The organism is Lacibacter cauensis, from assembly GCF_007830055.1.
Classification (GTDB): Bacteria; Bacteroidota; Bacteroidia; order Chitinophagales; family Chitinophagaceae; genus Lacibacter; species Lacibacter cauensis.
In genome coordinates this window covers 346,255-358,935 of record NZ_VLLE01000005.1, presented here as the reverse complement: position 1 = coordinate 358,935, position 12,681 = coordinate 346,255, and the positions used below count along the sequence as shown (strand labels likewise).

11 protein-coding genes are annotated in these 12,681 nt (G+C 41.8%); 8 read left to right on the top strand and 3 right to left on the bottom strand.

Annotated features, from left to right (window positions below; translation table 11 throughout):
- Positions 1-3 precede the first annotated feature (3 nt).
- Positions 4-480 (bottom strand): pantetheine-phosphate adenylyltransferase, encoded by a 477-nt coding sequence (coaD, locus tag IQ13_RS15185; protein ID WP_144887295.1) that lies wholly within the window; start codon positions 478-480, stop codon positions 4-6.
- A gap of 151 nt (positions 481-631) precedes the next feature.
- Between coaD and IQ13_RS15180 the strand changes: the two genes are divergently transcribed.
- Positions 632-1,711, top strand: coding sequence for a patatin-like phospholipase family protein (locus IQ13_RS15180; RefSeq protein ID WP_144887293.1), 1,080 nt, complete (start codon positions 632-634; stop codon positions 1,709-1,711).
- A gap of 331 nt (positions 1,712-2,042) precedes the next feature.
- Here IQ13_RS15180 and smc read toward each other — a convergent pair whose 3' ends face one another.
- Positions 2,043-5,561 carry a chromosome segregation protein SMC gene (gene smc, locus IQ13_RS15175; RefSeq protein WP_144887291.1) on the bottom strand — a complete coding sequence of 1,173 codons (3,519 nt, stop codon included), beginning with the start codon at positions 5,559-5,561 and terminating at the stop codon, positions 2,043-2,045.
- A 146-nt stretch (positions 5,562-5,707) separates the two neighbouring features.
- Here smc and IQ13_RS15170 point away from each other — a divergent pair, with 146 nt between their 5' ends.
- The 3 genes from IQ13_RS15170 to IQ13_RS15160 all read left to right on the top strand — a co-directional run bounded on the left by IQ13_RS15170 (position 5,708) and on the right by IQ13_RS15160 (position 8,246).
- The gene (locus tag IQ13_RS15170; RefSeq protein WP_144887289.1) at positions 5,708-6,397 is read left to right on the top strand and encodes a spheroidene monooxygenase; all 690 of its coding nucleotides are present in this window, start codon (positions 5,708-5,710) and stop codon (positions 6,395-6,397) included.
- Positions 6,398-6,596: 199 nt separating this feature from the next.
- Entirely contained in the window at positions 6,597-7,565 is a 969-nt protein-coding gene (locus IQ13_RS15165; protein ID WP_144887287.1) for an SMI1/KNR4 family protein, read from the top strand.
- A gap of 243 nt (positions 7,566-7,808) precedes the next feature.
- Positions 7,809-8,246, top strand: coding sequence for a hypothetical protein (locus tag IQ13_RS15160; protein ID WP_144887285.1), 438 nt, complete (start codon positions 7,809-7,811; stop codon positions 8,244-8,246).
- Between the two features lie 442 nt (positions 8,247-8,688).
- Here the strand turns inward: IQ13_RS15160 and IQ13_RS15155 are convergent, their stop codons facing one another.
- Complete coding sequence (locus IQ13_RS15155; RefSeq protein WP_144887283.1) at positions 8,689-8,994, bottom strand: adaptor complexes medium subunit family protein; 306 nt, start codon at positions 8,992-8,994, stop codon at positions 8,689-8,691.
- A gap of 76 nt (positions 8,995-9,070) precedes the next feature.
- Between IQ13_RS15155 and IQ13_RS15150 the strand changes: the two genes are divergently transcribed.
- The 4 genes from IQ13_RS15150 to ctlX all read left to right on the top strand — a co-directional run bounded on the left by IQ13_RS15150 (position 9,071) and on the right by ctlX (position 12,646).
- Positions 9,071-9,679, top strand: a complete 609-nt coding sequence (locus IQ13_RS15150; RefSeq protein WP_144887281.1) for a pseudouridine synthase — start codon at positions 9,071-9,073, stop codon at positions 9,677-9,679.
- A 134-nt stretch (positions 9,680-9,813) separates the two neighbouring features.
- Positions 9,814-9,984 (top strand): hypothetical protein, encoded by a 171-nt coding sequence (locus IQ13_RS21390; protein ID WP_158637409.1) that lies wholly within the window; start codon positions 9,814-9,816, stop codon positions 9,982-9,984.
- Positions 9,985-10,120: 136 nt separating this feature from the next.
- The gene (locus IQ13_RS15145; RefSeq protein ID WP_144887279.1) at positions 10,121-11,635 is read left to right on the top strand and encodes an arginine deiminase family protein; all 1,515 of its coding nucleotides are present in this window, start codon (positions 10,121-10,123) and stop codon (positions 11,633-11,635) included.
- A gap of 99 nt (positions 11,636-11,734) precedes the next feature.
- On the top strand, positions 11,735-12,646 hold the full coding sequence (gene ctlX, locus IQ13_RS15140) for a citrulline utilization hydrolase CtlX (RefSeq protein ID WP_144887277.1): 912 nt from the start codon (positions 11,735-11,737) through the stop codon (positions 12,644-12,646).
- Positions 12,647-12,681 lie beyond the last annotated feature (35 nt).

Below are 12,681 nucleotides of genomic sequence, written 5' to 3'. Positions count from 1 at the left end.
AAATTATTTTGCTTTTAGTACTGCATGATTTACCACATCGGGCAAAAAAGGCGATGCATCTCCACCGTTGCGTATCACATCACGCACCAGCGTTGATGCAACCGAAGTGTATTGGGGCAAACAGGTAAGAAAAATCGTTTCGATATTATGATCGAGACTGCGGTTCATATCGGCAATCGCTTTCTCGTATTCAAAATCGTTAACGTAACGGATACCACGCAGAATAAACTTTGCATTCACCCGCTTGCAACAATCAACAGTTAACCCATCGTATACAACTGAATCAACTCTTGGTTCATCTTTAAAAATTTCGTTGATCCAGTCCACCCTTTGTTCTTCGCTGAACATGGGTACTTTAGCTGCATTGCGGCCGATACCGATGTACAGTTTATCGAACAGATCGAGTGAACGGTAAATGATATCCAAGTGACCAACAGTGATGGGATCAAATGTTCCCGGGAACAGGCAGATACGTTGCATGCAGTTGATTTAGAGTCCGAATATCGAACGAATATCCCACATAAACAAAGCACACACCGTAATTCCCGCAATAAACGGCCGTAATCGCACACCGTAAACGGGTATTTTATTTTATAGAGGTAGTTTGTATTTTTCTGCAAACAAACTAACCATGAGCAACCGCAGTACATCGAAAGTAAGAATCCTCAGTATCGACGGAGGAGGAATCAGGGGTATTATTCCCGGCACCATTGTAGAATATCTTGAAACACGCATCCGTGCAGTAACCGGTAACAAAGAAGCAAAAATTGGCGAGTATTTCGATATGATTGCCGGCACCAGCACCGGTGGCATCCTTACCAGCATTTATTTAATGCCCGATGAAAAAGAAACCGGCAAAGCAAAATTTTCGGCTACCGATGCCGTGCAGCTGTACATGCAATACGGCAACAGAATTTTTAATAAAAACTTCTGGCAGCAGTTTAAGAATTTCAGTTTTTGGAATGAAAGTTTTCCTGCTGATAATCTTGAAAAACTGTTGCAGGATTATTTAGGCGATACATCGTTGAGCCAGATGATCAAACCCTGTGTGATTACAGCATATAACTTTTACGAACGAAGAGCTGCATTCTTCAACAGTGCTAATTCGAGAAAGATCGGTGGCGAAGTGCGTGATTTTAAAATACGCAATGTAGCAAGAGCAACCAGTGCTGCTCCTACTTATTTTGAACCGGCGATGATTTACAGTTTAAGTGAAGCGCCACAATATTTAATTGATGGCGGTGTGTTTGTAAACAACCCGGCTTTGTGTGCGTACAGCGAAGCAAGAGGTTTAAACTTCAGCGACAGCAGGATATTGTATGGCGAGTACCAATTACCAAAGCCCAACAGACCTGCAGCAAAAGATATGTTACTCATCAGCATTGGTACCGGCAGCAGCAAAAAGAAATACGAGTTTGAACAATTGCGTAATGCAGGATTGATTAAATGGCTACCGGTGCTCATCGACATCATGATGAGTGGCAACAGCGAAACAGTGCATTACCATCTTGTACGTATGTGGGATACGTTAGAAGATGCTGATAAAGGAGATTACTACCGCATTGATCCTGATTTAAAAACAGCATCCCCGGATATGGACAATGTATCGAAGAAAAATTTAAAACTGCTGAAAGAAGCCGGCGAAAGTTATGTGTTTGAAAACACAGAGCAACTGAATGAAATAGTTGACAAGCTCTTGCTGTATAATTGATGCCATCCCGAGGAACGAGGGATCTGCTTCATCTTTGTACTAAAACCAAACAGATTCCTACTTGCGTCGGAAAGACAGCAACGCCAAGCTTTGTCCGTCATGTCGCCGAAGGAGACATCGCTACAACTTTTACATGCTATGTTGTACAAAGCCTGATTGAATGCAACGGTTTAACTGCTTAGAGATTTCTCACCCCGCAGCAACATCTTCAAAATAATTACAAGTGATAAGCGGATTCGAAATGACGACGCTGATGGAGCTTAACAGTTGATTACAAATACAAGAGCCGAAGCAATTGCTTCGGCTCTTTGGTATAACATCAATACAATCTTTAATTCAAATTCCTGAAATCCACCGGCACCAGTTTACTTACACCGGCTTCCTGCATGGTTACACCGTAGATCACATCCACCGCACCCATTGTTTGCTTATTGTGCGTTACAATAATGAACTGTGAATTTTCGCTGAACTTGCGGATCATGTTGGTGAACTTGCCTACGTTGGCATCATCCAAAGGCGCATCCACCTCATCGAGAATACAGAACGGAGCAGGTTTGATGAGATAGATCGCAAACAACATGGCTGTTGCGGTTAATGTTTTCTCACCACCACTCAGCTGTGTAATGCTGCTTGGGCGTTTACCTTTTGGCTTGGCCACAATATCGATACCTGTTTCAGCAAGGTTATCAGGATTTTCCAATACCATGTCTGCCGTATCATCATCTGTAAACAAGGCCTTAAATACTTTCTGGAAATTCTCCCGCACCTGGTTAAACGTATCGAGGAAACGCTGGTTGGCGGTTGCTTCCACTTCCTGGATGGTTTGCAGCAACGATTCCTTTGCAGTAACAAGATCATTCTTCTGCTCAAGAATAAACTCGTAACGCTTGCGCATTTCTTCAAACGCTTCAATCGCAGTGGGGTTCACCTCGCCGAGGTTTTCCAAACGTTTTTTCATGCGATCAACTTTCGCCTGCAGATCTTCCTGCGATTCTGTACCGGTACGGTCTTCTTCAATTACTTCTTCCAGATTTACTTTGAACTCAACCATCAAGCGTTCTTTCGTTCCGCTCAACTGCAATTTCAGTTCAGTGAGTTTATCTTTTATTTCATTGAGCAACTGATCTACCTGCTCTTTTTCTTTTTGCTTATGGCGGAGTTCGCTTTCTTTTTCGCCCAACGCATTACGCAGATTGTAATAGTACTGATCTGCTTCGTTGAGTTTACGTTCTTCGGTTTCTTTGTTTTGCAACAGTGTCACCAACGCATCCTGTGCATCCAGCAAGTTTGCTTCGCTGTCGCTGATCTGGTTGGCAGCTTCATCCAACGCAGCAGAGTTGGTGGTTACCTGCAATTGCAGATCCATCAACTGGTTGCGTTTAAACTCCAGCTCTGTTTTTAACGATGTTACCTTGCTTTGCTGGCGGGTAACATTCAAATTATAATCGTTGTACGATTGATTGGCTTCGCTGTAAGCACGTTCTGCAGCTGCATACTCCTGTTCAATTACTTCCAGTCTGCCTGCCAATTCATCTAACTGGCTGTTGTATTTTTCCAGCTCATCTCTGTGCACCTGCTGGCTTTCATGAATTTCTTCCTGCTGAATTTCCAGGTCTTCCAAACGCTTCACCGCATTGGCTTCCATACCACGCAGGTTTTCCATGCGGTTATCTAACCCATACACCTGGTTAATGAGTTGGTTGATGGCTGTTTCCGTTTCTTTGATCGCATTTTCTTTCAACTGCTCATTAAAACCAATCACTTCGTTGTGGCGCATCTGGATGGCATGCTTCAGATCAAGCACCACTGTTTCCTGTGCTAAAATTTCTTCGTGTAAACGTTCTAAATTTTTTGCACGGCCCAGTTTCTTTCCTTCAAACAAACCAACACTGCCACCACTGAGCGAATATTTTCCTTTGAAGAACTTACCACTCTTCTCCAGCACCACGCCATTAAAACCGATAGGTAAATTGTTTTCATCTTCTGCAATCACTACCTGACCTAACAGGTAGTTGATGAGCGATTGATATTTTGCATCTACTTCTACCACACTCAATGCAGGAATAGTTCCGGCTGGTACTTCATTTAATCCCTGCTGACCATTGAACTGATCGAGCATAAAGAAGTTGGCCTTTCCTTTCTGGTTGCCATGTAACAGGTTTACTGCTTTCAACGCATCGTTCATGTTACCCACAACATAATAGTTGAGGTATTGCTCCAGCAGATTTTCAACAGCAGTACGGTATTCTTCCTTACAATAGATCACATCACTTAACAGTGGCGATTCTACATTCCATTCCGGATTGTTGTGTAAGAATTTCACACTGTCGGGGTAACCTTCCATTGAATCAACCAAACTCTTCAACAGATCGTACTCGTTCTTCTTCGAATCGAGCTTTCTGTTTTCATCGGCCAGTTGATTACGCAATCCTTCCAATGCCGATTGCGTTTGTAATATCTGTTCTTTGGTAAACTCGTGTTGCTCCTGCAGGTTTTGCAGTTCTTCTCTACAGTTGGCCAACTCATGTTCTTTCTGCTGCTTTTCTTCTTCGAGTTGTTGCAACTGTTGTTTGCGGTTCGCCTGTTCTTCTTTTAACTGGAAGATGGTGCGTTGCAGGTTTTGTACCGTTGTTTCACCAACCGCTACATTCTTTTCTGCTTCAAACTGGCTGCGTTGAATGGCCTGGTTCTCTTTGCGGATCTCATCAATACCACTGCGCTTTTCATCAAACACTTTGCGTGTGCTTTCTACTGAGCTGCGTAAGGTATCGAGTTGTGAACCGAGATCATTCAGCTTAATTTCTTCTTCCTGGATTTGTGCATCTGTAAACTGGATGCTTTCTTCAATACCCTTTAACTGACCACCTGCTTTTGCTAAGAAATCCTTTAAGCTGGTTTCTTTTTCTTTCAGGTAATGCAAACGCTGCTGAGCAAGGTTCTTTTCGTTTTCCTTGGTACGCAGGTTTTGCAGAATATCGTTGAATGCATGCTGCATCGAATGCAGTTCACGTTCTTTTTCAATAAACCCAACTTTCTCCTGCTCAATCGCCGCTTCTTCGGTTGCAATTTTTGCTTCCAGTTCAATCTTCTTATTGGTTTCTTCGTCGTGCTGTTCGTTCAGGGTTTTCCAGGTAAGGTTGAAACCTTCCAATGCTGCTTTTGCGAGTTCAATACTTACCTCACGGTACTCTTTCTTGATCTCGTAATATTTCTCCGCCTTCTTGGCCTGGTTCTCCAGGGTCTTCAACTGGTTGTTAATTTCGAACAACAAATCTTCAATACGTGCCAAATCCTGTTCGGTTGCATCCAGTTTATTCTTAGCTTCTTTCTTTCTTGTTTTGTAGATGGTGATACCTGCAGCCTGTTCCAACATACGGCGACGGCTGTTATCCTTATCCTTGATGATATCGTCCACCATCCCCAACTCGATGATGGCATAACTGTCGGTGCTTACACCGGTATCGAGGAAGAGGTTCTGGATATCCTTTAAACGACATTGTACATCGTTGAGGCGGTATTCACTCTCACCACTTTTATAAAACTTACGGGTTACAGTAACGGTGCTGAACTCGGTGGGTAACAGGTTACGGGTATTCTCAAACGTCAAACTCACCTCGGCCAAACCAGAAGCGCTACGTGTTTTAGAACCATTGAACACCAGGCTCTCTAAGTTTTCACTACGGAGATGGCTGATCTTTTGCTCACCGATCACCCAGCGGATACTGTCGATAATATTGCTTTTGCCGCAACCATTGGGGCCAATGATGCCGGTTACACCTTCATCAAAACTAACCACAGTTTTATCGGCAAAACTTTTAAAACCCTTGATTTCTAAACTCTTTAAACGCACTATTTTTCAATTTAGGAAGGCGACAAATATAGGGGATTAAGATTGTAACAAAATTTAGGCTTTTTGCTTCTTTTCAACAGTTTTTTACAGGTTTTCAACAAGAACGGGGTTTATTTGTCATATTGCCTTACTGTTCAACTGAAATTATGTACGCTGTTCTAACCCTCATACAGTATAAAAAACGCTTCGTGTACTTTGCTTTGCTGGCTATGGCACTGCACCGGTTGCCGCTCTGGCTCAACCGCCGGCTGCGGTTTTACAAGCTGCTGGGCTGCGGCAAGGGCGGCACCTTCAGCAAAACACCCGACTGGCAGCAATGGGGTGCCTTGGTGGTGATGGACAAGAACGATCTGACCGGTTTTTCCGAAAAGGAACAGTTGCAGCTACGGGCTTATGGTCAATTCATGACCGGCTGGTGGCGGTTTTTCGGCTGCCAGACCAGAACCTTTTTACTGGAGCCGATTGAAGCCCATGGCAGTTGGGACGGGAAACAGGCTTTTGGTGATCTGCCGGTAAAATCGGAATACGAAGGCCCAATAGCTGTAATAACCCGGGCCACCATCAATGCCGATAAACGCTCCCGTTTTTGGGAACATGTGGAAGCTGTGTCGAACGAAATGCGGAAAGCGGAAGGTTTTCAGTTTTCGGTAGGCATTGGCGAAAACCCCTGGAACAAACAGGCCACGTTTTCCGTTTGGCAAAGCAAGGAACATATGAAACAGTTTGCCTACAAAATGCCCAACCATGCCGATGTGATACAAAAAACCAGAAAAGAGAAATGGTATAGTGAAGATATGTTTGTAAGGTTTAAGGTGGTGGAGAGTTGGGTGAACTAGATTGGCAGAATTATTAGAAGATTATTGAATTAATTAATGCCGTAGAAATAGCTTGACAGATCGGATTGTACTAACAACAATACAAAAAGTTGAACGTTAGAATGTTGATTTCCAAGCAATCTATTTTCTCATGCACAATATTTTATATCATATATATTCGTGTTAGCGGTAATTTTAACGAGACACTTCACGGAAGAAAATGGAGCAAAAAATATTTCACGACTTTGGCCTTTCAGACTTTTGGGATGACAATGACTATTCATTAAAAGAATATGTAGAAGATAGCCCGTCAGATGAACTTATATATTCCATAGAACAAGAACTTGGTTTCAAACTTCCAGCTTCATACATTGAATTAATGAAAATTCATAATGGCGGGACACCTAATAACTGTTGCTTTCCGACGTCTGAAAGAACTTCTTGGGCAGAAGACCATTGTGCGATAACAGGAATTATGGGAATTGGCAGGACAAAGACTTATTCATTATGTGGCAGTTTAGGAAGCCAATTTATGATTGATGAATGGGGATACCCAAACACAGGAGTATTCATTTGTAACTGCCCATCAGCAGGACACGATATGATAATGTTGGACTATTCAAAATGTGGAAAAGACGGAGAACCCGAAGTTGTTCATGTTGACCAAGAATGGGACTACAAAAAAACATTCTTAGCGAAAGACTTTGAAAGCTTTATTCGTGGACTTGTAAGTTCAGACGTTTATGATACTTCTGAACAAGATTTAATAAATACTCTTGATACTTTCAAAACCGGACAATTTTCGGATATTCTTCAAGAATATTTTAAAAAAGACACTTCACTAAATTTTGACAGAATCCTGAGAAATCTATTTACAGAATTAACAACCGGTAAGGGCTATTTTGGACTTCACGCAGACGAACTTTCACATTTGGCTTATGATATACAGTTTTACCTTTTGAGTATAAACAAAAGCATAAAGAACAGAGAACAGTTTCAAAAGGAATATCCACCAATGGTTGCTATGGGTAACAATGAAATTACAACAGGAGGCTATGCTGACTTCTTCTTAGATTGGTTTGACCAAAAGATAATCTCAAAACAGATAACAAAAAAACTATTTGGCGGACTAAGTTTTACTGACGGTTATAAACAACAACTATTTAAACAGATAAAAAAGTATGAATAAAAAACTACCGCTAACATTGAGTGTTGCGTCAGCAGGGTGCGACGAATAAATCCTCACCTTAGTGCTACTATCAGCTACATATCCGGCTGACCGAACACGGATAAGCAACAGAATATATTTTCAACTTTTGCATCTTACATCGGCTGCAGTTCCAGACTGGACATTTTTCAAATGCCCTGCCGAACGCAAAGCTATGAACGTTGCATGCAATTTTATTTGACACCCTAAAACATTCAGATAGACATGGGATATGACTTTCATATTGTAAGACGTAATGATTGGGCCGACTATGAAGAAGACAGCAATATTTCGCTCGAAGAATGGTTGGCCTTTGTACAGTCCGACAATGAACTGGAATTTACGAATGGCTATCAAATAAAAATCCCTGGAGTTGAGAATTCTTTTCAAAATGTGCCAGGTTTTTGTAATTGGACAGGGCATTCTACAAGAGTTTCAGACGACAAACCTTGGTTTGACTATGGTTACGGAATGATAAGTACAAAAAATCCAGACGAAGAGACAATTAGGAAAATGATAACTATTGCAGAAAAGTTCAATGGCAGAGTTCAGGGCGATGATGGAGAGTTTTATGATGAAAGTTATTTCCAAAGTAAGACCGATCCATTTACACAAAACACAACAAAGTTGATAACCAATAAGCCCTGGTGGAAGTTTTGGTAACCACTCTTTTAACTTCACGAAAAACTGCATGCAACAATCGGTTTGCTGCTATGCTGGCTGACGGAACAAAATTCAGATTTTTATTCGCTGCCGAGTCTCTGCACTTCAAAGGCGATGTGTCAGACAGCATTGTGTGATGGCCTTGTGGCACTCGCCGTGAGTAAATAAATTCTTCAATACATTTCGCTCCGGAACACGGCGAGTCGGCTTCGCATTTGTTGGTGTTCCGTCAGTTAAATGTTGTAGAATGCCAAACTTAGCACTACTGCCCGCCGTTGCTGTGTCTTACGACCAGCAACTCATGTACAAATGCCCGACAAACTTTTTGTTTTCAAATTCCGTTGTTGGTGAAAAACACGCAACAACGGCTGTAGTGCATTTATTCAATAGTAATACTAACATCAGCAGAAGATGGAAACTCTCCGACTTAGATATTTCACATCTATCTTTTGACCTGTGATTCACTAAATCTTTTGACCAAAGTTTTAAACAAATCAATTGAATGTGCATCGCTGCCGGAATATAAACGAATAATTCTCGACCAATCGAAGTTCTGCAAGTCAGTATTACAGTCTTCAATTACGAAACGACTAAATCGAAGACTCCAATCACCAACAGACTCGTTCCGATTAATATGAATTTCAGCAGTAAAAATCATTTGAATATCTTCAACCCGCTGAATATTGAACATCCCAGGTTGATCTAAAAGTATTTCCAATCTTTCTAAAAAATCTACATCTGAAAACATAGTTATTACTATAAGTTATTTCAAATTTATATCAATCCGGCATTGCTACAAAAGCCGTAATCTTGCAGCCAATTACATGTCTACTTCACCCCATCGTTATTTCATCATCAACAAACCATACAATATGGTTTCGCAGTTTATCAGTTCGCATGATGTGCGGTTACTGGGCGATCTTGATTTTGATTTTCCGGAGGGAACACATGCCATCGGACGTTTGGATAATCACTCCGAAGGTTTACTACTGCTCACCACCAATAAAAAAGTAACAAGGTTGTTATTTGATCCAAAGAAAAATCACGAACGCAGTTACCTCGTTATGGTTAACAGAACAGTAACTCCCGAATTACTGCATCAGTTGAAAACAGGTGTTTCGATAAAAATAAAAGAAGGAGAAGAATATACTGCTGTACCAACCTCGATTGAAATGGTGGAAGATGTTACAACCGTATATAAACACATGGACGATGTACGGCAGCAATACGAACACAGTTGGTTACTGATGACATTAACAGAAGGGAAATTTCACCAGGTACGTAAAATGGTACAGGCCATTAACCGTCGTTGCCAACGACTGGTGCGTGTATCCATCGGTAATTTAAAACTCGGCGATCTTAAACCCGGTGCAGTAAAAGAAATGCAGGAGAAGGAGTTTTTTGAGTTGATCGGGATTGAGTATAAAGCGTAAAAAGTATTACCTCTTTCAGCACCCACCCCTTTTAACAGGTTTCTGTGTAACGTGCTGCTCTCCCCTCCCAAGAGGGGATAAACAATTTCTCTGCTCCATGATATTCACAGCCGATGAACCACATACAGCGGACGATGAGCATTTTGCAGCCCGGCACTCACCACTCACCACTCACTACTCACTATTCACCACTCTTTTCCTTATCTTGCAGTATGTTTTACCAGAAACATATCACTACAAACAATTTGCTGCCATACTTCCTCAACCTGATCGCTGCAGGTGAAGGCAGCCTGCCCGACTACTGATTTTTTTCTGAAAACCTCCGTTTCCCTGTTGCATTAAAAATGAAACGTTGCTTAAGCTGTTAACCATTGCAGCAAAACACGTTTACCTGCAACAGCAAGTTCGCTTATCATCATTTTTTCATACAAAAAACAGTTTATGGCTCAACATAATTACTACGTTGAAAACGAATTAGGACGTTTACGAAAATTGATCATTCACAGTCCCGATGGCGGCATCGGCAAGATCATTCCCGGCACTTTTGCCGATAACCTGTACGACGACATTGTACACCTCAACAGCATGCAGAAGGAATACAACCACTATGTAAAACTGCTGCTGTATTTCCTCGACCGGGAAAAAGTCAACTACATCAACAGTTATCAAAAAACGGCAGATGCTGATAAACGATCGTGGTGCTATATACCCGGCAAGGAAGAATATTTCAACAGCGATAAAGTACTGGATACGCAACAACTGCTGGCTGAGATCATCAAAGATGAAAAAGTGAAACTGCGGTTGATTGCAGCTATCTGTTCGTACGAAGAATCGAGTTTTGCCATTCAGCAGGTATTGGAAAATATTCAAGACCCTGCTTTGCTTGCAAAAATTTTCATTACCGGTATTTTGCCTGCAGAAGCGATGGGTACACAGGAAGATCAGTACATCTTCCCCCCCATTCCCAACTTTATTTTTACACGAGACATTGGCATTATGGTAAAAGACCATATTCTTTTAAGCCGTATGGCCACTGTTGCAAGAAGAAGGGAATCACTGCTCACCAAATTTTTATCGCTCTATTATTTCTTTAAAGAGGAACCGCAAAAAGTAATGGAGATTATTGAAGAAAGCGATTTCTTTTTGTACGAAGAAGAAGAACGTAAACACCGCATCATTACTATTGAAGGTGGTGATGTAATGATGATTCATCCCAAACATTTTGTAATTGGCTGCAGCATACGTACCAGCAGCAGTGCGGTGAATGAAATTGTGCATACCCTCTTCAGTAAACCGGAGCTGGGTATCGAAAAAATATCGGTGGTAAAAATTCCGAAGAACCGTGCACAAATGCATATCGATACCATCTTTACACAAGTGAAAAGAAATGTGTGGGTATTGTATGGCCGATTCAGTGAACGTATTTTAAAAGCAGAACACATCAGCAGACATAGCTATGTCAACAAGCTTTCGCACAATCCACGACAACTGGAAATGGAGCAGGTAGAAATTCTGCAGTTCCGCAAACCAGCCAACGAACCCTATGTACGCACAAGAGATTACAGTGTGCCGCAACGTGTAACCGGTATTGAATCTCTATTGAGACAAATTAGTATTGAAGATTTTGGCGTAGCAGCATCTGATGTAAAAATTATTTATAGCGGTAACAATGTATTTCCACACGATGAGCGTGAACAATGGACCGACAGTTGCAATGTTGTTGCGTTGAAAGAAGGTGTGGTGATCGGTTACGACCGCAATGATAAAACTGCTGCTGCGTTTAAAGAAGCAGGTTTCAATGTACTCACTACAACAGAAGCCTTTGAACAGTTTGAAAATGGTGTTGATCCGGAAACAGTTGAAAACACGTTGATCTTACTACCCAGCGCCGAACTGTCGAGAGCAAGAGGCGGCAGCCATTGTATGAGTATGCCTCTATTAAGAGACAAGTTATGAGTTAAAGGTTATGAGTTACGAGTGCAACATGCCACTTTCAACTTTTAACCCATAACCCGTAACTGTATTCAACATGAACGATTAACAATGAACTAAAACATGCAAACAACAGCACACATATTAATGATCAAACCCGTTGCATTTGATTTTAATGCAGAAACAGCAGTCAACAATGCATTCCAGCAACAAGGCAGCAATGAAAATGCGCAGCAAAAAGCCGAAGCTGAGTTTGATGGCTTTGTGCAAAAATTATCTGCAGCCGGCATTGATGTAACGGTGGTACAGGATACACCTGAACCACACACCCCCGACAGCATTTTCCCCAACAACTGGATCAGCTTTCATGCAGATGGCAGCCTTGTCCTCTACCCCATGTATGCTGTAAACAGAAGAGCAGAACGCAAGCAACATGTACTGGATGCCGTTGCAGCAAAATTTGCTGTGAAGAATACAATTGATTTTACCGACAGCGAAAACGAAGATCATTTTTTAGAAGGTACGGGAAGTATGGTCCTCGACAGGGAAAACAAAATCGCTTACGCCTGTCTTTCACCACGCACCGATGAAACAGTATTTGAAGACTGGTGCCGGATGATGCATTATACGCCCTGCAGTTTTTATAGTGTAGACGAAAAGGGTGGCGAAATTTATCACACCAATGTCATGATGTGTGTGGCAGATAACTATGTGGTGATCTGTTTAGACAGTATTCGTGATGCGGCAGAAAGAAAACATGTAACCAATACCATTCTCAACAGCGGCAAACAAATCATTGAAATTTCGTACAGCCAGATGAATCGTTTTGCAGGCAACATGTTGCAGGTACAAAACAAAAACGGGCAACGTTATTTGGTTATGAGCAGCCAGGCTTATCAAGCTTTAACGCCGGAGCAAATAAAACAACTGGAAAGTTATAACCCCATCATCCACGCCGATCTTACAACCATTGAAACAAATGGCGGCGGCAGTGCACGCTGTATGATGGCAGAAGTATTTCTGCCGCTGAAATAATTTCCGTCTGACGCCATCGTCTGACGGAAGTAAAA